Source organism: Vibrio sp. N418, assembly GCF_000222565.1.
Lineage (GTDB): Bacteria > Pseudomonadota > Gammaproteobacteria > Enterobacterales > Vibrionaceae > Vibrio > Vibrio scophthalmi.
On record NZ_AFWD01000063.1, the window covers coordinates 54,438 to 76,709 of the forward strand.

The window sequence follows — 22,272 nt, forward strand, 5'->3', positions numbered from 1 at the left end:
CATGGTTATGTGAACGGCCTATTTTGCCATAGCCCCAAAAAGTAGAAACTAAAGCAAACCGTTTTTTGAGTAGCAAAACTCAGAACTGCTAGCTCGATCACTCACTAGTAAGTGTAAGCGATCGAGGCAATATCGTCCGGTTGAACTACCGTTGGGGCTTAAAGCATTTGAATATTGATTTGATTGTTGAGCGGCTGAACGGTTTGTTGCAGCAGTTTTAATTCATCAACAATCGCATCTTGCAGGCGAGATTCTGCTTTTTGACGGGCCAAATTCTGTTGCATACGCTGTTGTTTTGGCAGCGCTTGGCGATCTTCACCACGCGCCATGTCCTTCACGATATGGTATAGCTCAGCGGTAGCCGGAAACTTCGTATCGAAATCCACACGGTCATCGCCTTGAACGTAATCCATAATGCAGTAAACGCGAATGCTGATTTCTGACAAATCACATTGTCCTTGAATCCCGGCCAAACAAAGTGTGTTGACGTTTTCAAAGATATTCGCGTTACGTTTTTCAATCGCTAGCTTTTGATGTTTAAGCTGCAATTCCTTTTGCTTCTTCAGTTGGAGCAGAAGGTAACCTGCGTAAGACGCTAAGCCAAGAATAATAATTCCACCGACAAAGGCTAATAAGGTTACGTTCATACTGACTGTTATCCTTTAAATTGATCGAAATCGAACGATTCAAATTCAGACAGAAGATCGTCATCTGAGTTTGATTTTTTCGCTGTTTTCTTCGTTGCTGGCGCAGGTGTCTCTTCTTCAACATCGTCAGCGATGTCTTCTTCGTAAAGACCCAATTGCTTCATCAGTACTTCGATACGGTTTAGCTTTTCATCTACGTATTTCTGTAGACCTGAACCTAGGTTCTCACCATCTTCGATACGATCAAGCAATACCAGTAACTGAGCATCATTTTCCAACATTTCCAGCTCTTGCGCTGCGCTAACGCGACGCTCTGCTTTGGTTGGTTTTTTCACTTCTGCAACGATAAGAGGAATTTTCTTCTTGCTGCCTAAGCGAGGATCACGCTGCTGCGCTGCTTTCTGATCTTTATTCTGTTTTGCTTCAGAATTACGCGTACCGGTTTTTAGGCCTTTACGCTTTTTATCTCTTTTGCGCTCGCGACCTTCAACATCCGATTGGGTGCGGTTACGAACAACGATAACATCAGCAGCTGCGCCGCCTGATCTAGATTTTTTACTACGACTCATTACTGGGCTTTCCTCAGTAAAATTACATCATTTCCTACAAATTCAAGTTCGAGCTTATCCCGCTCTGCCAAGTATTCAAACGTTGCTTGGCTAAAAAAGATCGCATGGGTGAGATCGTTTTTATAATGCCAATGGGCAAACGCTTCTACATCGATAACCATCTTGGTCATAATACCAAGCCAGCCACCGGGCTTAACTAAATTCAACCATTGCTGCCACACTTGAGCTGGCTCATATAAGTGCTCAATCACTTCGGTGGCAGTCACGAAGTCATACTGTTGCTCTAACACCGAGCGTTCTGGGTGATAGTAAATATCGTATAACTTCATGGTATGGCCCAGCTCTTCCAACATTATCGAAAGTGTTGGTCCTGGCCCACAACCAAAATCTAACCCGTGAGATTGAGGTGCCACACGTTGGCAAATCGGATCAGCCATGCGTGATAAAAAGCGGCGATAACCCATGTCACTAGGGTTGTTTTCGTGCAGATCATAGTGCGCTTTTTCAGCTTTAGCATCCAATCGCTGCTCTGGGTTAACAAAGACCAGTGCACAGTTCGAGCATTCGAGGTACTGGCGGTGTTTGTCTTCAAAGTAGTGATGAGTGTGATTGCTTTGACAAAGCGGACAATGGTGCATCTTTACATCCTCAAACGGGGATGCGAAACATACCAGAAACTCGGCTTAGAGTGGAGTACTATTGTGCAATTTATCGTCAAATTGGTAAAAAATAGAGATAAAAAAAGCGATAGATGGCCTATCGCTTTCTAAATGCCACAAGGGCAAAACTGAGTCGTACAAAAAGTTGTACTCCAAAATTCCATTTGTTCTTAGTGCTTTCCATGCCAAAAGGTGTTGTTTGCCATCATCCTGATGAGTTTTGGCTTTCCTTTTCAACATCCTGTTACTGGGCTAATCCTGCGCCTGATCCGTTTCCCTGTCTAAACCATTAGACGAGTCAACCATCCTTATTTGAGCAGGTATCCTACCTACCCAATATCCTTATTCACTACCAAGCATTCATTGCTTGCATCCGTGGAGACCATCCTAGTCTTTTGTTCCTAACTCACGCCCTGTGAATATGATTACTTTACTTCAGCTCTCTCTCAGCACAACCCATCAAACAAAAAAAATATGCTCACTTATTCACCAGAACGATAAGTTAATGATTTTATTTTAATTTACTTTTTCGATGCCATTTTGGCTTGCCACACTATAGCGAATCTCTTACACCGCAATGAGCAAGATGGCCGTTGGTTCGTGATCTGGCTTAGTGACTCGAGTCACACTTTAAGTGCAATTCATCCATGACTAAAGTGTATGACCAATAAGCACGATTATTGAAAATGAAGGCGAGTAGTAAAAGAGAGGGACAAAAAAAGCCGCAACCGAGTCGCAGCTTTTTGATGTCGAACTGTTGAATACAACAGATAAGGAACTACATCGGTTTAATGTAAGCCACCCATATAGTTCGAAAGTGTATCGATATCTTCATCGGTTAATTTCTGCGCGATATCACGCATCATGGCGTTCATATCATTTTCACGCGTACCGTCGCGGAATTTCATCAACTGAGCTTTAATATAGTCAGGTTGCTGGCCCGAAATTTTCGGGAAACCAGACAACTCAGTACCGTTACCACGTGGCCCATGACAAGCAATACAAGCGGTCAATCCACGCTCGGCATCACCTGCGGTGTAAAGAATTTTACCTTGCGCGACAACATTTTCTGGAGTGGTGCTGTGTGCCAAAGGTAGAGAGGCATAATAAGCAGCAAGATCAGCCATATCTTGTTCATTTAAAGGAAGAGCCATGCCACTCATCACTGGATCAAAACGGCCTTGCTTACCACCGCTTGTCATCCCGAGTTTGAGGTCTTTCAGCTGCTTCTCTAAATACTTTTCATGCTGACCCGCCAATGACGGATACATGCCGAGTAAACTGTTACCATCAGCCCCATGGCAGGCAACACAAGTTTGAGATTTTTCTTTACCAGCTTCAATGCTGCCTTGGGCCCACACGGAGCAGCTGGCTAATAGGCTCACAATTAGCGCTAATTTCTTCATGACATTCCATTATAATTATCAAGCTTCCAGTACCACTCTGCACAACCACTCATGCTACAATAGGCGATCTTATGCCGAGTGCGGTTATTTTACACAATTTCACAAAAAAGTAATCAATTGACTACACAAAGTCGAGATGGAGTTAACAGTGAGCGTAAAAATTAATTACCAAAACACCCATTTCATCACAAGTGCACCTGATATTCGTCATTTGCCAGAGGATGAGGGAATCGAAATTGCGTTCGCCGGACGCTCCAACGCGGGTAAATCAAGCTCTTTGAACCGCCTAACCAACCAAAAGAGCTTGGCGAAAACCAGTAAAACACCTGGTCGTACCCAATTGATCAACCTTTTTAAGGTGACCGAAGGTTGCCACATTGTCGATCTACCGGGCTACGGTTTCGCGCAAGTTCCACTTGAGTTGAAGAAAAAATGGCAAAAATCTTTGGGTGAATACCTACAACAACGTCAATGCTTAAAAGGCTTGGTGGTGTTAATGGATATTCGTCACCCAATGAAAGATTTGGACCAACAACTGATTTTCTGGGCGGTTGACAGCGGGATTCCAGTTCAGGTTCTTCTGACTAAAGCAGACAAGCTAAAGAGCGGCGCACGTAAAGCACAACTTTTGAAAATCCAAGAAGAAGCAATTGGTTTTGGTGGCACTGTGAAAGTAGATGCTTTCTCGTCACTAAAAGGGATCGGTGTTGATGTATTACGCAACAAATTGGATGAGTGGTTTGCACCTGCATTTGCTCATTTGGTTGAGCAAGATATCGACCAAGACGATCACGCAGATTTCGACGGCGAATAAGCCATTTTCTGTTGCTAAAAGCCTCGCCTGTGCGAGGTTTTTTTATGCCAATTTTCCGCTCTAGCCGAAAGTCACACAGCCCATATTTACCACAATAACGCTTAATATCGACTGATTAGTGAGTGAAAAGAGAAAAGTACCCAAAGCGTTAAATCGGTTAAATACACCGCTTTATTTTCTAACAGAAATAACAATAAGAAGCTGGAAAAATATTACAAAATGCTTCTAAGAGACATATTTTGTTTCAGAACGGTCTAATTATCGTAAGTTGGTCACGAATTACAGGGGAAATAAGAGGAATTGCGCTGCTCTGAAGGTAAGTTATTCTTTATTAGGATATTTTTGCTTGGCACAATAAAAAACGCCCCAGCCAAAAACTGGCTGGGGCGGCTGAATCAGCCTAATCCAATAACGTGAAACAAAAGGTCTGAAAGATAGAACATCTTACCTCTGTACCCTACGTCGATTAATGTACAACAATTGGTCAGTGATGAAAACTATTTTTGTAAGTTTTTTTCATTTTGATTTAATTCAGCAACAGAAAAGCATTGTTCTACTAGGCTTTTTTAACATCAAAAAAAAGCCAGCGTTTGTGCGCTGGCTCATGCTATTTAAGGCAATTTGTCTAATTTTTGTCTAGTGCGCCTGATCCCAGTTATCACCGTGACCTGCTTCAGCAATTAGCGGCACCGCAAGTGTGGCCGCCGATTCCATCAATTCTTGTACTTTTGTTTCAATTTCGGCCAGTGCCGTCTCTTGAACTTCAAATACGAGTTCATCGTGCACTTGCATAAGCAATTTCACACGACCATCGCCTTCTTTTTCAATCCACTCATCAACCAGCAACATTGCTTTTTTAATAATATCCGCAGCAGTTCCCTGCATTGGTGCGTTGATTGCCGCACGTTCGGCTGCTTTACGACGCATACCATTACGTGACTGAATTTCAGGTAGGTGTAGACGACGGCCAAAGATGGTTTCCACATAGCCTTGCTCTGAAGCCGCGCTACGTGTGTCTTCCATATATTGCATCACACCAGGGTAACGCTCGAAATATTTGTTCATGTAATCTTGCGCTTCGCCGCGTGGAATACCAAGTTGCTTAGCCAGACCAAACGCACTCATGCCGTAAATCAATCCAAAGTTCACAGCTTTCGCGCGTCGACGTTGTTCTGATGAAACAAGATCAATCGTGGTTCCCATAATCTCTGCCGCGGTTGCCGCGTGGATATCTTTGCCTTCACGGAATGCCTCAAGCAACGCTTTGTCACCTGAAAGGTGCGCCATAATACGCAATTCAATTTGGGAATAGTCGACCGCGAGAATCTTATAACCATGCGGAGCAATAAAGGCCTGACGAATACGACGTCCTTCTTCATTACGGATTGGAATATTCTGCAGGTTTGGATCGGTCGAAGAAAGACGGCCCGTCGCGGTTACCGCTTGGTGGTAAGAGGTATGCACACGACCCGTCTCTGGGTTGATCATTTTTGGCAGCTTGTCGGTATAAGTCGATTTAAGCTTAGCCAAACCACGATATTCCAAAATCAATTTTGGTAATGGATAGTCTAATGCCAATTCCTGCAACACTTCTTCATTGGTTGAAGGTGTGCCTGATGGCGTTTTCTTAATGACAGGTAGACCCATTTTTTCAAACAACAAAGCTTGCAACTGCTTTGGTGAATTCATATTGAATTCTTGCTCAGCCAGTTCATACGCTTTTTGCTCTAACTCATCCAAGCGCACAGCAATTTCCTGCGATTGTGCAGACAACTTCATGTCATCAATCAAAACGCCAGTACGTTCAATGCGGGATAAAACCGGCACCAAAGGCATTTCAATTTCATGATAAATCGCGTTGAGTTTGTCATCCTTTGCTAGGCTTTCATTTAAACGGTGGTGCAAACGCAATGTCACATCAGCATCTTCTGCGGCATAAGGTGACGCTTGCTCAAGGTCGATTTGGTTAAAGGTCAGCTGTTTCTTGCCCTTACCTGCCACTTGTTCAAATGAGATGCAGCTATGCTGCAAGAAACGCAGTGCCAAGCTATCCATATCATGCTTACCGCCCACGCTGTTATATACGTAGGAAGCCAACATGGTATCGAATTTAATGCCACGCATCTCAATGCCATAACGAGCAACGATGCTCGCATCGTACTTGAGGTTTTGACCTACTTTGGCTTGATTGTCATCTTCTAGTAGAGGCTTTAATTGCTCTAATACCCAATCACGATCAAGCTGTTGTGGAGCATCTAAATAGTCATGCGCCACTGGTACATAAGCGGCTACGCCTTCTTCGGTAGCAAAAGAGACACCAATCAGATTCGCGACCATGTAATCTAAGCTGTCAGTTTCGGTGTCAAAAGCAAACACGTCGCTCGCTTTAAGCTTTTCAAGCCAATGGTTAAAGCGCTCTTGATCAAGAATGGTCTCATATTGGCTACGGTCAATGCTGATCGCTGAACGGTCAATTTCCACTTGGTTTTCGCTTGCCGAAGGTGCTGATGGGACCGCTGCACCACTCTTCTCTATCGCTTCAACCACACCTGTGCCACCTTCAAGTAGCTCGTTTAGCCATGATTTGAAAACCAATTGGCCATACAGTTTGATCAACTCATCAGTGTTCGGTTGTTCTTTCACTAACTGCTCAGGCTTGAACTCCATTTCCACATCAAGCTTGATGGTTGCGAGCTGGTAAGAGAGCAATGCATTTTCTTTGTTGTCTTCCAGTTTTTTGGCCATGGTTTTCGAACCACGGAAGCCAAGTGGCGCAATATCATCAAGATTCTGATACAGCTTCTCCATGCTACCAATGCCTTGCAACAAAGCCGTGGCCGTTTTGTCACCCACCCCCGGAACACCAGGAATGTTATCCACTTTATCACCCATCAGTGCGAGGTAATCGATGATCAGTTCTGGTGGAATACCAAATTTTTCAATCACGCCTTCACGATCCAACACCACATTGGTCATGGTATTGATCAAGGTGACATTTTCATCCACCAGCTGCGCCATATCTTTATCGCCAGTGCTGATCAAAACAGGGATCCCCTGCTGCGATGCTTGGTGTGCAAGTGTGCCGATTACGTCATCCGCTTCGACGCCCGAGATCGAGATCAATGGTAGGCCCATAGCGCGAATAACATTGTGCAGAGGCTCGATCTGACAGCGAAGATCATCAGGCATCGGAGGTCGATTTGCCTTGTATTCCGGATACATATCATCACGGAAGGTTTTTCCTTTCGCATCAAAGATCACCGCGATACGATCCGATGCAAATTGACGCATCATGCTACGCAGCATGTTTACCACGCCATAAACCGCATTGGTTGGAATATCACCATTACTCATGGTGCCTGGGTAAGCATGGAATGCACGGTATAGATAGGAAGAACCGTCGATCAGAATTAACGGGTTATCTGGGATACGAGCCATAGTCTTTTAGTTTCCAAAGAAAATGCAAAATAAGATCTGCTTAGAATGCCACGACTATGGCAGCGATGCCATGCAAACTCTGTGATGTCTCTTACGACATTTGTTTAGAATCTCAACAACCCAAGCAACCACCTGTGGATAACTCTGTTTATAATAATTATCCACTGCCTTTTACTTTTGCCATTTTATTAGCCAGGACAAAAATAAACTTTTGTTTTAAAAGGAAATACAGAAGGATCGATCGTTTACAGCGAGATCTAAAAACGATCTTCAATTGTGGAAAAGAGTGTTGATGCCCTTTTGTGCAAGGACAAATCGCAGCGATAAAAAAAGCGACATCTTTCGATGTCGCCTAGCAAAAAAGTGTCAAAGCGTTTCATGTGGAACATGCGGCTCTGCCATATAGCTATAAATTACACTGGAAGCAATGTGAGCAATGTCGTGTCATAAAGAACTTGTGCAAGTTCATGAAATTCTGTGTCACCACTAAGTTCAATTGCTTGAAGCTAGTGACTCAACATCCTTGTGAACAACCTCATTCCCTAAGACGAGACTGATAATAATGATTCTCATTTACATAGTCAACATCTAAATGAGAAAAAGTCTCATTTATTTTAACTATTCAGATCACGCCTGTGTTGCAGCCCTCACTCTCTTCGCTTAATCCAAGCGATAGCTCAAACCTCAGTAGAGAGCAGGTAAAAAAATAGGCCGGCAATTGCCGACCTATTTCAGTTCACGATTGACTGAGGTTATTCACCGCGTAAATGCTGCGCTGCTTGGGCATTATCTTCAGCTAACCACTGCGCCACATCTTTTGCAAAATAAGTCAAAATACCATCTGCACCAGCACGCTTGAAGCACAGCAGTGATTCCATTACGGTATCGCGCTCGCTCAGCCAACCATTAAGAATCGCCGCTTTGTGCATCGCATACTCGCCCGATACTTGATAAGCAAAAGTCGGTACTTGCAGTTCTGATTTCACACGACGGACGATATCTAGATATGGCATACCCGGTTTCACCATCACCATATCAGCACCTTCGTTGATGTCCATTGCCACTTCATGCAAGGCTTCATCACTGTTGGCTGGATCCATTTGATAGTTTTTCTTATTGCCACCTTTCAAGTTCGACGCTGAACCGACGGCATCACGGAATGGTCCGTAATAACATGACGCATATTTTGCCGAGTAAGCCATGATTTGGGTATTAATGTAACCAGCTTCTTCGAGCGCTTCACGAATCGCACCGATACGGCCATCCATCATATCTGATGGCGCCACAACATCAGCACCCGCTTCTGCGTGAGATAGCGCTTGCTTGATCAATACCGCTGTTGTCTCATCATTCAGTACATAGCCTTCGTCATCAATGATGCCGTCTTGACCATGAGTCGTGAATGGATCCAAGGCGATATCGGTGATCACACCCATTTCAGGTACGTGCTCTTTCAAAGCACGAACAGCACGCTGAACTAAACCTTCAGGATTATATGCTTCTGCGGCGCACAAGCTTTTCGCATCTTGGTTTACCACTGGGAATAGAGCAATGGCTGGCACACCTAGTCGCGCTAGGTATTGAGCTTCTTCCAACAACAAATCAATCGATAGGCGTTCGATACCCGGCATTGACTCGATTGATTCACGACGGTCCTTACCCATAAGAACAAACATCGGATAAATCAGATCGCTCACCGTTAGCTGATTTTCTGCCATTAAACGGCGGCTGAAGTCGTGTTTACGCATACGACGCATGCGACGACCTGGAAATTGACCTTGAATGGAAATTGACACTCTATTCTCCTTCATCTGGTGAAAGTGCTTGCTGAGAATCATATCACTCTCGCCAGCGCACGCTAGAGCCAAGCATGAAAAATGCAAAAAATGACCTGCGCTTCACACTGCCGTATACTTTGCTACACACATAAGTCCAACAACGAAATCAAGAGAATCACCATGATTGATAGCCATGCACACATCTACGCCAGCGAGTTTGATAATGATCGCGACGAAGTCGTCCAACGAGCATTGGCACAAGGCATTGATAAAATTTTACTGCCTAATATCGATCTAGACTCCATCGAACCCATGCTCAAAACCGAAGCCGCTTACCCTGATATTTGTCGTTCGATGATGGGGCTACACCCTTGTTATGTTGATGGTAACGTTGAGCAATCACTGGCAACGATTTATAGCTGGTTTAGCAAGCATTCGTTTATTGCCGTCGGTGAAATCGGTATCGATCTCTATTGGGATAAAACCTTCCGTGCTGAACAAGAGAAAGCCTTTATCACTCAGCTTAATTGGGCCAAAGAGATGAGCCTACCTGTGGTCATTCACACGCGAGATTCTATTGAAGAAACCCTCAAGCTGCTCAGCCAAGAACAAGACGGCTCTTTGAGTGGAGTCTTCCACTGTTTCGGGGGCAGTATTGAAGAAGCGCAGGCGATTAATGATCTGGGTTTTCATTTAGGCTTAGGGGGTGTGTCGACATTTAAAAATGGTGGCATGGATTTAGTGATCCCCGCTTTAGATCTGAACTATGTCATTCTTGAAACTGACTGCCCTTACCTCGCACCCGTACCACATCGTGGCAAACGCAACGAGCCAGCCTACACTCAATTGGTCGCTCAACGAGTCGCAGATCTACGCGAAATGAGCTTACAGCAGGTGGATGAACTCACGACTCACAACGCAAAAACACTGTTTAATCTATAGCGTGTTAGCTGCGAGCAAGATGTGATTTGCAAATTACAGGCATAAAAAAGGTTGGCATCGCCAACCTTTTTTCATCTCGCTATCATTACTCTTCGACTTGCTCTTCTTCGTCATCATCCTTACGGACATAGAAACGAGCAAAGAACAATCCCACCTCAAACAGCAAACACATTGGGATGGCCAATAACGTCTGCGAAATAATGTCTGGTGGCGTCAGCAACATACCGACAACGAAAGCAATCACAATGATGTATGGACGCTTAGCGCGCAGTTCATCAGGTGAAGTCGCTCCCGTCCAGCACAATAAGATAATTGCGACCGGAATTTCAAAGGCAATACCGAACGCCATAAACAGCGCGAGAACGAAATCCAGATAACTGGAAATGTCGGTAGCAAACTCAACTCCGCCCAGCGATATCGCTGTAAAGAAGCCAAATACCAGCGGAAAAACCACGAAATAAGCAAACGAAACGCCTGCGTAAAATAGCAGTGAGCTGGAAAACATCAGCGGCATGATCAAACGACGTTCATGCTTATACAATCCCGGCGCTACAAAAGCCCAGACCTGATACAAAATCAAAGGTACCGCGATAAATACCGATGCAATCAAGGTCAGTTTTAATGGGGTAAAGAAAGGGGATGCGACATCAGTCGCGATCATCGTTGCCCCTTCCGGTAATTTGTCGACAAGTGGTTTTGAAACAAACTCGTAGATATCACCAGAAAAGTAGATTAAACCAAGAAATACCACCAACACTGCAAGCAACGCACGCAATAAGCGATTACGCAGCTCCAGTAAATGGCTGATTAAAGGTTGTGTCTGCTCAACAGAAGGCATATCAAACCTCATTCTAGAAGATCAAAAAGGAGCCACACGTCACGTGCAGCTCCTCACTTAAAGGCTACTCGGCTTTCTTATCTGCCGGTGCAATAGCTTGGCTGGTCTGTGGTTTTTCATCACTGACAACAGCCTCGGTCTCCGTAGCCTTTTGAGCATAGGGACGTTGCACCTCTTGCGCAGCTTTCTTCAGTTCTTCAACCGAAGATTTCAACTCAGGCGATAGATCTTCCATCCCCATTTGTTCAGCTTTACGCAAGTTCTCTTGCAGTTCTTGCACCTTCAGTTCGTGAGAGATTTCATCTTTCACGTTGTTTGCCATGGTTTTCGCTTGTGAAACAAAACGAGAAACGCTGCGAATCGCATGTGGCAAACGCTCAGGGCCCAAGACAACAAGAGCTACAACAGATATTAATACCAGTTCCCAAAAACCGATATCAAACACGTATTATGCCTGCTCTTTGTCTTTTTTAGTCTCAGCAGTCGCTTCAGTCTTCTGCTGTTCTAGATTTTTAGGTTCAAAATCAGCATCTTTTTTATCTTGAGATGCATCCTCGTCGCTCATTGCTTTCTTAAAGCCTTTCACAGCACTACCTAAGTCGCCACCAATATTACGTAACTTCTTAGTACCAAACAGCAATACAACGATTACAGCAACAATCAGAAGTTGCCAAATACTAATACCACCCATTTCATTTACCTCGGGTTCTATTAAACAAAATTATTCTGTGAGTCTAACGCCTATTGGCGATAAGCTCGCCAACTGAGCAACCAAAATGTGACCCCTGCAGCGACGCAGATTGGTGACAATTGCTCATAAGTGCTGTTGACCATAATTGCCGAGCATACGACTAATGTGGCACCAACACCAAATAAAAATTTACCCGTCGCCTGCTGACGCTTAGATGCGCGGTAACCTTGGTAAAGCTGATCCATGCGTTGATTCAAGGCTTTACCTTGACGCAAGCTATCGTATAACAACTCAGGCAATTCGGGTAATTTCTCAGCCCAAAACGGTGCGCGATCTTTAACCGCATTGATCAGCGCTTGCGGACCGACTTGATTCATCATCCACGTTTCAAGGAATGGCTTCGCCGTTGCCCACAGATCCAACTGTGGATATAACTGACGCCCCAACCCTTCAACATAGAGTAATGTTTTTTGCAGCAAAACTAATTGCGGCTGTACTTCCATTTCAAAGCGACGCGCAGTATTGAACAGATTCAACAGCACGTGACCAAAGGAAATTTCGCACAGTGGTTTGGCAAAAATCGGTTCACACACAATACGAATCGCAAACTCAAATTCATCAATATTGGTTTCACGTGGAACCCAACCAGACTCAACATGCAATTCCGCAACACGGCGATAATCTCGATTGAAAAAAGCTAAAAAGTTTTCCGCTAAGTAGCGTTTATCATCGCTATTTAATGTGCCGACAATGCCACAATCCAAACCTATCCAACGCGGGTTTTCCGGATGTTCTGGTTCAACGAATACATTCCCCGGGTGCATATCAGCATGAAAGAAGCTGTCGCGAAATACTTGGGTAAAGAAAACGCTTACCCCTCGCTCAGCCAGCAACTTCATATCGGTACCGTTGGCTTTTAAACCCTCGATATCTGACACTTGAATACCGTAAATTCGCTCAGATACCATCAGTGATTCACTGCTAAAATCAGGAAAAACTTCCGGTACGTAAAGCTCTTCACTGCCTTCGAAGTTACGACGCAATTGAATTGCATTCGCCGCTTCTCTTCTTAAGTCTAGTTCATCAAGCAGAGTCTTTTCATACTCTCGCACGACTTCAACTGGTTTTAAACGACGTGCTTCAGGCTGAGCTTTAGCGACTATACGCGCCATGCGATACATCAGTTTTAGATCTGCATCAATCACCGGGCGAATATCAGGTCGAATGACCTTCAAAACAATCTCTTGGCCCGTCTCTTTCAAGCGTGCAGTATGCACCTGTGCGATAGAGGCTGACGCGAGTGGCTTGATATCAAACTCACTAAACCAATTTTCAATCGGTCCACCTAGCGCTTTTTCCATTTGTTCTTTAGCCAACTCACCATCAAAGGGGGCCACTTGGTCTTGCAATAAGGCCAGTGGATCGGCAATGTGCGGCGGGAACAAATCACGGCGGGTCGACATCATCTGACCAAACTTGATCCAAACAGGCCCAAGCTCTTGCAATGCTAAGCGTAAACGCTCACCCAACGGTTTTTCTGGGTGCTGGTTTTTAATCCAAAACAGCGATTTTCGAGCCAGTAACGGTGCTTTGGTTAGCTGATGATTGGGCAGTAACTCATCCAAACCATACTCAAGTTGGACTTTGATGATGCGGTAGAGGCGACGAATTTCCGAAGGTGTCATACACGCTCCAGTAACTGGTTTAACTTTGCTTCTACACGTGCCGCTTGGCTTTTCACATCATCCACTTGATCACAGAAGTACGCTACTTCTAGCGGCGCAGACGCTAAGCGCCACTCTTCGGTGATCACTTGCCCAAGATAATCTTGCTGCTTACTCACTTGTGACTTAAGCAACGAGCCAAAGTGACTCACGCCTTTCACTAAGGAATGAGCAGCAACGTCACCCACAATACGCGAGAGCCATTCTGCGACATCAGGCTTACAATCGGTCATTAATTGCGAGAACTTTTGCGCTAATTGAATATCACCCTCTAATACCAACTTATCTTGTTTGATCAGCTTGGTAATATAGGCCTGTTCACGCAACTCTGGTAATACCGATAGGTTAAGCGACAAATAACAGTCTGGCTCACCTTCATAGTTGGCCAGCACATCAATCTGCTGACTGAAAATGAAGGTGATAGTTTTGTTCACTTCTTTGAGATGAACTTGGATCACTTGCCCTTTTAGACGCGACAAACGGCGACCCAATTCAGGATCGTCTTTAATCAGGGTATTAAGGGTGGTTTCGATAACAGCGGTAACCAAGGGATCAAATGGCATAGCGACCTCTAGAACTTATAACCACGGTGCAACGCAACAATACCACCAGTGAGGTTGTAGTAATTGGTTTGCTCAAAGCCCGCTTCATCCATCATACCCTGCAAGGTGTCTTGATCTGGGTGCATACGGATTGATTCTGCTAGGTAACGGTAGCTATCTGCATCGTTTGCCACCACTTCGCCAATTTTTGGTAATAGGTGGAACGAGTAAGCATCATAAATTTTTGAAAGTGGCTCAAGAATTGGCTTCGAGAACTCCAACACCAATAAGCGACCACCCGGCTTCAACACGCGGAACATAGAACGCAGTGCTTTGTCTTTATCTGTTACGTTACGCAGACAAAAGCTAATCGTGATGACATCAAAGTAGTCATCAGGGAACGGCAATTCTTCCGCATTGGCTTGTACATAGTGCACATTACCAACAATGCCACTGTCGCGTAGTTTATCGCGACCAACATTCAGCATTGAGTTGTTGATGTCAGCTAAAACCACGTGACCTTTCTCACCAACAATGCGAGAAAATTTTGCGGTCAAATCGCCAGTACCACCACCAAGGTCAAGCACACGTTGACCCGGGCGAGCACCACTGCAATCAATGGTAAAGCGCTTCCACAAACGGTGCACACCACCCGACATTAAGTCGTTCATGATGTCGTATTTCGCCGCTACTGAGTGAAATACTTGAGCAACTTTGGCCACTTTTTCTTCTTTGGCTACAGTAGTAAAACCAAAATGGGTGGTTTCTTGTGTTTCTAACGCTGTATTTGACTGCACGTTGGTATCCGTCATGATTAATCCTCTTCGAGCAACTCGGAATTACGGTCTATACGCAGGGTTTATACACATAATTGATACGTATTGTGCGGCATCATGACCCAACGAAAACTTGCATCTTTGGGTTGGGTTTTACATCGATGCGACACAGACCGGAGCTGCGGCCGATTAGTTTACTTTATCCTCAGCCGGATGTCTTTCTAACTGCGGTGCATTTTCAGCCAAATATTCATTTTCTGTCACATCCTCAGTTTGTGCTAACTGGACAATATCACTCGATATTGGACGTTTTACTTCCACCCCTAGCTGTTTAAAGCTTTCTGCTTGGCGAATAACGTTACCGCGCCCTGTCGCGAGCTTGTTCATTGCCCCTTGATAGCTTTGATTGGCTTTGTCGAGTGCACCACCCAAACCTTCCATATCTTCAACAAACAGACGCAGTTTGTCGTAAAGCTTACTGGCTCGTTCCGCGATAATTTGCGCATTTTGGTTTTGGCGGTCATTACGCCATAAGTTATCAATCGTGCGCAGTGCCACCAGCAATGTGGTTGGGCTGACCAAAATAATATTTTGCTCCATCGCATCTTTAACCAAGCTCGGGTCAGCTTGAATCGCCACCTGGAAAGCAGGCTCAACCGGAATAAACATCAGCACGTAATCGAGGCTACGAATGCCTTTAAGCTGATGATAATCCTTATTGCTTAATCCTTTAATGTGGCTACGTAGAGCAAGTAAGTGATCACTTAGCGCTTGAGCTCTATCTCGATCGATTTCAGCATTAAAGTAACGCTCGTAGGCCACCAGCGCCATTTTCGAATCAATCACCACTTGTTTCTCTTGTGGTAAGTGAACAATCACATCTGGCTGATAACGCCTGCCCGCTTCATTTTGCAAGCTGACTTGGGTTTGGTACTCATGCCCTTCTCGCAAACCCGATTCAGCCAAGACGCGCGCCAAAACCACTTCCCCCCAGTTGCCTTGCTGCTTATTGTCGCCTTTTAAAGCCTGAGTTAGGTTCACCGCTTCACGAGTCATATCTTCATTCAAACGCTGTAAGTTTTTTAGCTCATGTACCAGAGTATGGCGCTCTTTGGCTTCAAGATTAAAGCTATCGTTCACTTGGCGTTTAAAGCCTTCTAACTGCTCTTTGAGTGGACTCAATAACCCTTCTAAACTCTGCTTATTTTGCTGGTCAACCTTGGCGGTCTTTTCTTCAAACAACTGATTGGCGAGATGTTCAAATTGTTGCTTCAAGCGCTCTTCGGCTTTTTCGAGTAACTGCAGTTTCTCTTGGCTGGCCAGTTGAGCTTGTTGATGACGCGCTTCTTGCTCACGCAATTGCGCTTCCAACTGTGATTTGTGCTCACGGACTTGATTAAGATCCTCGGCGTATTGCTGGCGCTCTTGTTTGACCGCATCGAAATAACGCAATTTTTCCATCACCGCCATCAATTTGCCATGCGATTGCTTTAGCTCATAAGCGGCTTTATCTCGATCTTGATCGAGTTCATCTAACTCTTGCTGCGCTTCGACAAGCGATTGTTTTAACTGGTCGATCTGTGAGTTCGCCAATTGTTGATTGGAGTGCAATTGTTGCTCGAGTAACTGACTTTCAATGCTCAGTTTTTGTTTTACCCACCAACCCACTACCGCTCCACTGATCGCGGCACTGCCTAAGGCACTCAATAACACGCTTTGGTTCTCGATAATCCATTGCATAATAAGGCGTTAACTCTTCTCTATTACTTAAAAATAATGGTATTTCACTACTGGATAAATGTCCAGTTTGTCGACTAGATAATCAGCAGATACACTGAGCGACCCGTACAGCGTTCACTGCATTTTCGCGGTACGTTTTTGCTGACTTTTTTGCCGATTCGGCGACTAGAATAAAAGGAATATTATGAACGAACGCCGCGCTTTAGGATTTGGCTTATCTGCGGTTTTACTGTGGTCAACGGTGGCAACGGCCTTCAAACTCACGCTTGCAGAATTTTCACCAATACAAATGCTAACCATTGCCAGCATTGTTTCCGCACTGGTTTTGTTGGTCATTTGTGGCGTACAAGGCAAGCTTTCATCGCTATCGACCACTTTTCTCTCTAACCCGGGCTACTACTTCTTACTTGGCTTAATCAACCCACTGGCTTACTACGTAATTCTGTTTAAAGCCTACGACTTACTTCCCGCCTCTCAAGCGCAAGCGATCAACTACAGTTGGGCCATCACTCTGACCTTAATGGCGGCATTTTTCCTCGGCCAGAAGATCCGCAAACAAGATTGGGTCGCGTGTGTATTAAGTTATTTTGGTGTGGTCGTGATTGCCACCAAAGGGGATATTTTAGGACTAAACTTCGAAAGCCCTCTTGGCGTGGCTCTGGCCTTGGTTTCGACTTTACTATGGGCCGGTTATTGGATTCTCAATACCAAAAACAAAGCCGATCCTGTGGTGGGAGTATTGCTTGGATTCTTAGTTGCGATTCCATTTGCGGTTGGTTTGAGTATTTGGGAAGGAGCAACTTGGAGCCAAATCACACCATCAGGCTGGTTAGCTGTCACTTATGTTGGCTTATTCGAAATGGGCGTCACCTTTGTTTTATGGCTTAGTGCTTTGAAGCTCACGCAAAATACAGCTCGCATCAGTAATCTAATTTTTGCCTCTCCCTTTATTTCGCTGATCTTGCTCGCCACTATCATTGGTGAAAGCATCCATCCGACCACCTTGGTGGGTTTAGTATTAATCATTGCGGGCTTAGTCATTCAGCAACTCAAATTCAAACCAAAACCGATTTCAGCAGATACAAATTAAGCGAATAGATCACTTCGATTGATTTTATTGCATAAAAAAGGGCGCCTAAGCGCCCTTTTTCTTTCAGGAAATTGCAAAATTCGGAACAGCTTGCAATTGATTAGTTAAGCGCGCGCACCAATGCCGCAATGCCTTCCCAATCCCCTTTATCCATCATGTCAGTTGGTACCATCCAAGTACCGCCACAAGCAACAACGGCTTTAATAGCTAGGTACTCTTCAACGTTTGATGGGCTCACGCCACCTGTAGGCATAAAGCTAACTGGGTAAACCGCAGTTAGAGCTTTAAGCATACCAACACCGCCTGACGGCTCAGCTGGGAAGAATTTCAGAGTGCGTAGACCCATTTCCATTGCTTGCTCAACCAAACTAGGGTTATTCACTCCCGGTACGATTTGAATGTTGCGTTGCTGGCAGTATTTCACTGTCGTCGGGTTGAAACCTGGGCTCACAATAAAGTCCACACCCGCATCAATCGCGATATCAACTTGTTCTGTAGTAAGAACAGTACCTGCACCGATCAATAGCTCAGGGTACGCATCACGCATAATGCGGATAGATTCTGCAGCCGCTTCTGTACGGAAAGTCACTTCCGCACATGGTAGGCCGTTTTCTACCAACACTTTTGCTAGTGGTAGCGCATGTGCAACATCATTGATGGCAATAACAGGGACGATTTTGATTTCGCTTAATCGTTGTTCAAGAGTTTTCATGAATAACCTCTAAAGAATAAAGCTTAGTGTTGCCACGATAATAAACGCGATACCACCAAGTAAAGTTTCCATAACAGTCCAAGTCTTCAGCGTTGTTTTCTCATCCATGTCTAGTAGACGAGAAACTAACCAGAAACCAGAGTCATTGAAGTGAGACAGTACTGTTGCACCACCCGCAATAGCGATCACGATGAAACATAGATCCAGTTCACTCAGACCCGTTGTTGCTGCCACTACTGGCGCAATAAGAGCTGCTGTGGTTGTTAGAGCTACGGTTGCAGAGCCTTGAGCAACACGTAAACAAGTAGAAATAACGAATGCCGCAACGATTACAGGCATACCTGTATCTGTTAGCACACCCGCTAGAGCATCACCAATACCGCTTGCACGTAGTACGCCGCCGAACATGCCGCCCGCACCCGTTACAAGAATTACACCACAGATTGGCGCTAGAGAGTCACCACATAGCTTCTCAAGTTTTGCCATGCCGTAGTCTTTAGCAAAAATCGCTAAACACGCAATCAAAGTAATTAGCAATGCCACTGGTGTTTTACCTAGCATGCGTAGGAACTCAACCAAGGCTGTTTTGCCGTCAATTAGGCCTGCAACCGCGAGTGTGTTTAGCACGGTATCAAGACAGATAAGCAGTACTGGCAGAACCAGAATGGTCATTACTGTTGCGAATTTTGGCAGTTTTGCTTCATCAATAACAGTGTCGCTATTAAAGAATGCTTTAGACAGTGGGATGTCGAATTTCTTGCCTGCGTACAGACCAAACAAGTATGCACCGAAGTACCAAGTTGGAATAGCAACTAGGATACCAACAAATAACAGTAGACCAATGTTCGCACCAAGGAATTCAGCTGCCGCGACAGGACCTGGGTGTGGAGGAACAAAGCCATGCATTACTGCAAATGCACCTGCTGAAGGCAGTGCGTATTTGATTGGTGAGCCACCAAAACGTGCTGCCACGCTCAGGATAATTGGCATCATAACCACTAGGCCAGCATCAAAGAAAATAGGGAAACCAAATAGAAGTGATGCCACACCCAATGCAAATGGTGCACGCTCTTTACCAAAGCGGCCAATCAATGTATCAGCCAGTACTTTAGCACCGCCAGTCACTTCAAGAATTTTACCGATCATTGCACCAAGACCAACCAGCAGTGCAACTGATGCTAATGTGCCGCCAAAGCCGCTCATCATGGTTGGAACAACTTGCTCAGATGCAACACCTGTTGCTAGTGCCGTTAGCAAGCTCACGATAGTAAGAGAAGCAAATGCATGTACTTTAAATTTAATAATCAGTACCAGTAACGCCGCAATTGCAAGGACTGCGATCGTTAACAAGTAGGTTGGGTCAGAGGCTTGGGTTAGCAGCTCCATAGGTTCACCTTTAAGAATTATAGTTTGTGTTGTGGTTCACATTTATTTACGTTACCGGTAACATGTTACCGATAACACGAATAAGATAAACCCATATTTAAAAGTGAATGCCAAAATTGGGATCACGCGCAAAATTTGTTATGAGGATAGGTTATGGCTGGCAGCAGTGTCATCGTGATGGGCGTTTGTGCTTGTGGTAAGAGCACAATTGGTGAGCAACTAGCGCAGAAGCTAGGACGTAAATTCATTGATGGTGATGATCTTCACCCGCGAGCAAATATTCAGAAAATGGCGTCAGGCCAACCGCTGAATGATGATGACCGTAAGCCATGGCTAGAACGTATCCGTGATGCTTCTTATAGCCTCGAAAGCAAAAATGAGCACGGCATTATCGTCTGTTCAGCACTGAAAAAGAAATACCGCGATCAGATCCGCGAAGGTAACGAGAACGTGACCTTTTTATTCCTCGATGGCAACAAAGAGCTCATCATGGATCGTATGCGCCAGCGTCAAGGTCACTTCATGAAGGAAAACATGGTCAACAGCCAGTTTGAAACCCTAGAACGCCCAGATGCAGAACCACAAACGATCGTGGTTGGCATTGACTGCTCTATTGAAGAAATCGTTGATAACGCAGCGCAACAACTTATCGCTCAACAAGAGGTAGCACTATGACTCATTCAGTAATTCTAGAGGTTACCGCGCGCTTAGTTGAACGCAGTCGTCAAACTCGTGCGGCTTTCCTTGCTCGTACTAAAGAGCAAGCTGATGCAGGTAAAGGCCGTGTGGGTCTAACGTGCGGCAACCTTGCCCATGCCGTTGCCGCGTCTTGCTCAGCTGAGAAAAAGAACATCCTCGACTTTACGCATTCAAACGTCGCGATGATCAGCGCATATAACGACATGTTGAGCGCACACCAGCCTTACCAATACTACCCAGACCAAATTAAGAAAGTGTTGGCGGAGTACGGTCATACATCTCAAGTTGCTGGTTGCGTACCCGCTATGTGCGATGGTGTGACACAAGGACAAGCTGGCATGGATATGTCACTGTTCTCTCGCGACCTAATCGCCCAATCAACCGCGCTATCACTGAGTCATAACGTGTTTGATGCCACTTTACTATTGGGTATCTGTGACAAAATCGCCCCTGGACAGTTAATGGGTGCGCTTGCATACGCACACCTACCAACGGCATTTGTACCAGCAGGCCTAATGGCAACAGGTATTAGCAACGAAGAGAAAGTCGACGTTCGCCAGAAATACGCAGCGGGTGAAGTCGGTAAAGATGCTCTATTGGATATGGAATGCCGCGCTTACCACTCACCAGGTACTTGTACCTTCTATGGCACAGCTAACACCAACCAGTTGGTATTTGAAGCAATGGGTCTAATGCTGCCAGGTTCTGCATTTATCCACCCACATTCAGAATTACGCCACGCACTGACAGACCACGCAGCAATCAAGATTGCTTCGATGACCGCGGGTTCTGTTAACTTCCGCCCACTGTCTGAAGTAATGACTGAAAAGAGCTTAGTGAACGGCATTATTGCCCTATTGGCTTCTGGCGGCAGTACCAACCACACTATTCATATGTTAGCGCTTGCTCGCGCGGCGGGTATTCTACTGACTTGGCAAGACCTTAGCGACCTCTCGGAAGTCGTGCCACTATTGGCGCGTGTTTACCCGAACGGTCCTGCTGATATGAATGCCTTCCAACAAGCAGGCGGCGTACCAGCGCTAATGCGTCGTTTGGATGAATCCGGTCTATTACACCGTGATGTCACCCCTGTGTTTGGTGATTTTGAAGGCCAAATGAGCCTACCAAGCCTAAAAGATGGCAAGCTTGAGTGGACACCATGCGCAGCCAGCTCTGATGCAGAAGTGATTGCGGCGTCTGGCGAAGCATTCCAAAAAACCGGCGGTACTCGTGTACTGAAAGGCAACCTAGGCAACTCAGTGGTGAAGGTATCGGCAGTAAAAGAAGATCAACGCATTGTCGAAGCTCCAGCGATCGTCTTCCATTGCCAACACGAAGTGGAAGCAGCGTACAAACGTGGCGAATTGAACAAAGATTGTATCGTTGTGGTCACCCACAATGGTCCTGCGGCAAACGGCATGCCTGAGCTGCACAAGCTAATGCCTATCTTGGGTAACATCCAAAAAGCTGGCTTTAAAGTAGCGCTAGTGACTGACGGTCGCTTATCGGGCGCATCAGGTAAAATTCCATCAGCTATTCACCTATCACCAGAAGCTTTGCGTGGCGGTGCAATTGGTTTGGTTCGCGATGGCGATATCATTAGCCTTAACTGTCAAACCGGTGAACTAAATAACCTGACCGATATGACGGGCCGTGAGCCGTTACAAGTGGATACCGAAGCGGCACAGCAAACTTGGGGTCGTAATCTGTTTAGCGTCATGCGTCAAAGTGTGAGCAGCGCAGAAGAAGGCGCAAGCTTCATCGTTTAATCCCAATGTAATCGCATAACAAAAAGATAAAGGGCGAAGTGTTTACTCACTT

General features: G+C 45.3%; 19 protein-coding genes and 1 pseudogene. 5 read left to right on the top strand and 15 right to left on the bottom strand.

Features of this window, described 5'->3' with window-relative positions; genetic code table 11:
• Positions 1–158: 158 nt before the first annotated feature.
• From RH86_RS13940 to RH86_RS13960, 4 genes are all read right to left on the bottom strand, one after another.
• On the bottom strand, positions 159–647 hold the full coding sequence (locus RH86_RS13940) for a DUF2489 domain-containing protein (protein ID WP_009386775.1): 489 nt from the start codon (positions 645–647) through the stop codon (positions 159–161).
• A gap of 8 nt (positions 648–655) precedes the next feature.
• On the bottom strand, positions 656–1,216 hold the full coding sequence (yihI, locus tag RH86_RS13945) for a Der GTPase-activating protein YihI (RefSeq protein WP_005595546.1): 561 nt from the start codon (positions 1,214–1,216) through the stop codon (positions 656–658).
• The gene (locus RH86_RS13950; RefSeq protein ID WP_009386776.1) at positions 1,216–1,854 is read right to left on the bottom strand and encodes a class I SAM-dependent methyltransferase; all 639 of its coding nucleotides are present in this window, start codon (positions 1,852–1,854) and stop codon (positions 1,216–1,218) included. The genes yihI and RH86_RS13950 overlap by 1 nt, the downstream gene beginning before the upstream one ends.
• 809 nt (positions 1,855–2,663) lie before the next feature.
• Positions 2,664–3,281, bottom strand: coding sequence for a c-type cytochrome (locus tag RH86_RS13960; RefSeq protein WP_009386777.1), 618 nt, complete (start codon positions 3,279–3,281; stop codon positions 2,664–2,666).
• 148 nt (positions 3,282–3,429) lie between these two features.
• Between RH86_RS13960 and yihA the strand changes: the two genes are divergently transcribed.
• Positions 3,430–4,095 carry a ribosome biogenesis GTP-binding protein YihA/YsxC gene (gene yihA, locus RH86_RS13965; protein WP_005595553.1) on the top strand — a complete coding sequence of 222 codons (666 nt, stop codon included), beginning with the start codon at positions 3,430–3,432 and terminating at the stop codon, positions 4,093–4,095.
• A gap of 636 nt (positions 4,096–4,731) precedes the next feature.
• Here yihA and polA read toward each other — a convergent pair.
• Both polA and hemB read right to left on the bottom strand, forming a co-directional pair.
• Entirely contained in the window at positions 4,732–7,533 is a 2,802-nt protein-coding gene (gene polA / locus RH86_RS13970) for a DNA polymerase I (RefSeq protein ID WP_005595557.1), read from the bottom strand.
• A 752-nt stretch (positions 7,534–8,285) separates the two neighbouring features.
• Positions 8,286–9,329 (bottom strand): porphobilinogen synthase, encoded by a 1,044-nt coding sequence (hemB, locus tag RH86_RS13975; protein WP_005600004.1) that lies wholly within the window; start codon positions 9,327–9,329, stop codon positions 8,286–8,288.
• Positions 9,330–9,491: 162 nt separating this feature from the next.
• On the opposite strand from hemB, the gene RH86_RS13980 reads away from it, so the two are divergent.
• Positions 9,492–10,253 (top strand): TatD family hydrolase, encoded by a 762-nt coding sequence (locus RH86_RS13980; protein ID WP_009386779.1) that lies wholly within the window; start codon positions 9,492–9,494, stop codon positions 10,251–10,253.
• An 85-nt stretch (positions 10,254–10,338) separates the two neighbouring features.
• Here RH86_RS13980 and tatC read toward each other — a convergent pair whose 3' ends face one another.
• From tatC to rmuC, 7 genes and pseudogenes are all read right to left on the bottom strand, one after another.
• Positions 10,339–11,091, bottom strand: a complete 753-nt coding sequence (gene tatC, locus RH86_RS13985; protein ID WP_005600001.1) for a twin-arginine translocase subunit TatC — start codon at positions 11,089–11,091, stop codon at positions 10,339–10,341.
• 154 nt (positions 11,092–11,245) lie between these two features.
• Positions 11,246–11,536: pseudogene (gene tatB, locus RH86_RS13990) on the bottom strand (Sec-independent protein translocase protein TatB); the annotation flags it as partial.
• Between the two features lie 3 nt (positions 11,537–11,539).
• On the bottom strand, positions 11,540–11,782 hold the full coding sequence (gene tatA, locus RH86_RS13995; RefSeq protein WP_005599997.1) for a Sec-independent protein translocase subunit TatA: 243 nt from the start codon (positions 11,780–11,782) through the stop codon (positions 11,540–11,542).
• Between the two features lie 50 nt (positions 11,783–11,832).
• The gene (ubiB, locus tag RH86_RS14000) at positions 11,833–13,467 is read right to left on the bottom strand and encodes a ubiquinone biosynthesis regulatory protein kinase UbiB (RefSeq protein WP_009386781.1); all 1,635 of its coding nucleotides are present in this window, start codon (positions 13,465–13,467) and stop codon (positions 11,833–11,835) included.
• Positions 13,464–14,069, bottom strand: a complete 606-nt coding sequence (locus RH86_RS14005; RefSeq protein WP_009386782.1) for an SCP2 domain-containing protein — start codon at positions 14,067–14,069, stop codon at positions 13,464–13,466. The genes ubiB and RH86_RS14005 overlap by 4 nt, the downstream gene beginning before the upstream one ends.
• An 8-nt stretch (positions 14,070–14,077) precedes the next feature.
• The gene (gene ubiE, locus RH86_RS14010) at positions 14,078–14,860 is read right to left on the bottom strand and encodes a bifunctional demethylmenaquinone methyltransferase/2-methoxy-6-polyprenyl-1,4-benzoquinol methylase UbiE (protein WP_005599991.1); all 783 of its coding nucleotides are present in this window, start codon (positions 14,858–14,860) and stop codon (positions 14,078–14,080) included.
• Positions 14,861–15,013: 153 nt separating this feature from the next.
• Positions 15,014–16,564: a DNA recombination protein RmuC gene (gene rmuC, locus RH86_RS14015; RefSeq protein ID WP_009386783.1), complete on the bottom strand. Its 1,551-nt coding sequence runs from the start codon at positions 16,562–16,564 to the stop codon at positions 15,014–15,016.
• Positions 16,565–16,748: 184 nt separating this feature from the next.
• On the opposite strand from rmuC, the gene RH86_RS14020 reads away from it, so the two are divergent.
• Entirely contained in the window at positions 16,749–17,654 is a 906-nt protein-coding gene (locus RH86_RS14020; protein ID WP_009386784.1) for a DMT family transporter, read from the top strand.
• A 100-nt stretch (positions 17,655–17,754) separates the two neighbouring features.
• Here the strand turns inward: RH86_RS14020 and RH86_RS14025 are convergent, their stop codons facing one another.
• Positions 17,755–18,366, bottom strand: coding sequence for a bifunctional 4-hydroxy-2-oxoglutarate aldolase/2-dehydro-3-deoxy-phosphogluconate aldolase (locus tag RH86_RS14025; RefSeq protein ID WP_005599986.1), 612 nt, complete (start codon positions 18,364–18,366; stop codon positions 17,755–17,757).
• Positions 18,367–18,375: 9 nt separating this feature from the next.
• Positions 18,376–19,752, bottom strand: coding sequence for a GntP family permease (locus tag RH86_RS14030; RefSeq protein ID WP_005599984.1), 1,377 nt, complete (start codon positions 19,750–19,752; stop codon positions 18,376–18,378).
• 153 nt (positions 19,753–19,905) lie between these two features.
• Here RH86_RS14030 and RH86_RS14035 point away from each other — a divergent pair, with 153 nt between their 5' ends.
• Both RH86_RS14035 and edd read left to right on the top strand, forming a co-directional pair.
• Positions 19,906–20,427, top strand: a complete 522-nt coding sequence (locus tag RH86_RS14035) for a gluconokinase (protein WP_005599982.1) — start codon at positions 19,906–19,908, stop codon at positions 20,425–20,427.
• Entirely contained in the window at positions 20,424–22,220 is a 1,797-nt protein-coding gene (edd, locus tag RH86_RS14040) for a phosphogluconate dehydratase (protein ID WP_009386785.1), read from the top strand. The genes RH86_RS14035 and edd overlap by 4 nt, the downstream gene beginning before the upstream one ends.
• Positions 22,221–22,272: the final 52 nt, after the last annotated feature.

Excerpts from the sequence above, each read along its gene's own strand:
- RH86_RS13940 (WP_009386775.1), bottom strand. The coding sequence starts at position 647 with ATGAACGTAACCTTATTAGCCTTTGTCGGTGGAATTATTATTCTTGGC.
- yihI (WP_005595546.1), bottom strand. The coding sequence starts at position 1,216 with ATGAGTCGTAGTAAAAAATCTAGATCAGGCGGCGCAGCTGCTGATGTT.
- RH86_RS13950 (WP_009386776.1), bottom strand. The coding sequence starts at position 1,854 with ATGCACCATTGTCCGCTTTGTCAAAGCAATCACACTCATCACTACTTT.
- RH86_RS13960 (WP_009386777.1), bottom strand. The coding sequence starts at position 3,281 with ATGAAGAAATTAGCGCTAATTGTGAGCCTATTAGCCAGCTGCTCCGTG.
- polA (WP_005595557.1), bottom strand. The coding sequence starts at position 7,533 with ATGGCTCGTATCCCAGATAACCCGTTAATTCTGATCGACGGTTCTTCC.
- RH86_RS13980 (WP_009386779.1), top strand. The coding sequence starts at position 9,492 with ATGATTGATAGCCATGCACACATCTACGCCAGCGAGTTTGATAATGAT.
- tatC (WP_005600001.1), bottom strand. The coding sequence starts at position 11,091 with ATGCCTTCTGTTGAGCAGACACAACCTTTAATCAGCCATTTACTGGAG.
- tatA (WP_005599997.1), bottom strand. The coding sequence starts at position 11,782 with ATGGGTGGTATTAGTATTTGGCAACTTCTGATTGTTGCTGTAATCGTT.
- ubiB (WP_009386781.1), bottom strand. The coding sequence starts at position 13,467 with ATGACACCTTCGGAAATTCGTCGCCTCTACCGCATCATCAAAGTCCAA.
- RH86_RS14005 (WP_009386782.1), bottom strand. The coding sequence starts at position 14,069 with ATGCCATTTGATCCCTTGGTTACCGCTGTTATCGAAACCACCCTTAAT.
- ubiE (WP_005599991.1), bottom strand. The coding sequence starts at position 14,860 with ATGACGGATACCAACGTGCAGTCAAATACAGCGTTAGAAACACAAGAA.
- rmuC (WP_009386783.1), bottom strand. The coding sequence starts at position 16,564 with ATGCAATGGATTATCGAGAACCAAAGCGTGTTATTGAGTGCCTTAGGC.
- RH86_RS14020 (WP_009386784.1), top strand. The coding sequence starts at position 16,749 with ATGAACGAACGCCGCGCTTTAGGATTTGGCTTATCTGCGGTTTTACTG.
- RH86_RS14025 (WP_005599986.1), bottom strand. The coding sequence starts at position 18,366 with ATGAAAACTCTTGAACAACGATTAAGCGAAATCAAAATCGTCCCTGTT.
- RH86_RS14030 (WP_005599984.1), bottom strand. The coding sequence starts at position 19,752 with ATGGAGCTGCTAACCCAAGCCTCTGACCCAACCTACTTGTTAACGATC.
- RH86_RS14035 (WP_005599982.1), top strand. The coding sequence starts at position 19,906 with ATGGCTGGCAGCAGTGTCATCGTGATGGGCGTTTGTGCTTGTGGTAAG.
- edd (WP_009386785.1), top strand. The coding sequence starts at position 20,424 with ATGACTCATTCAGTAATTCTAGAGGTTACCGCGCGCTTAGTTGAACGC.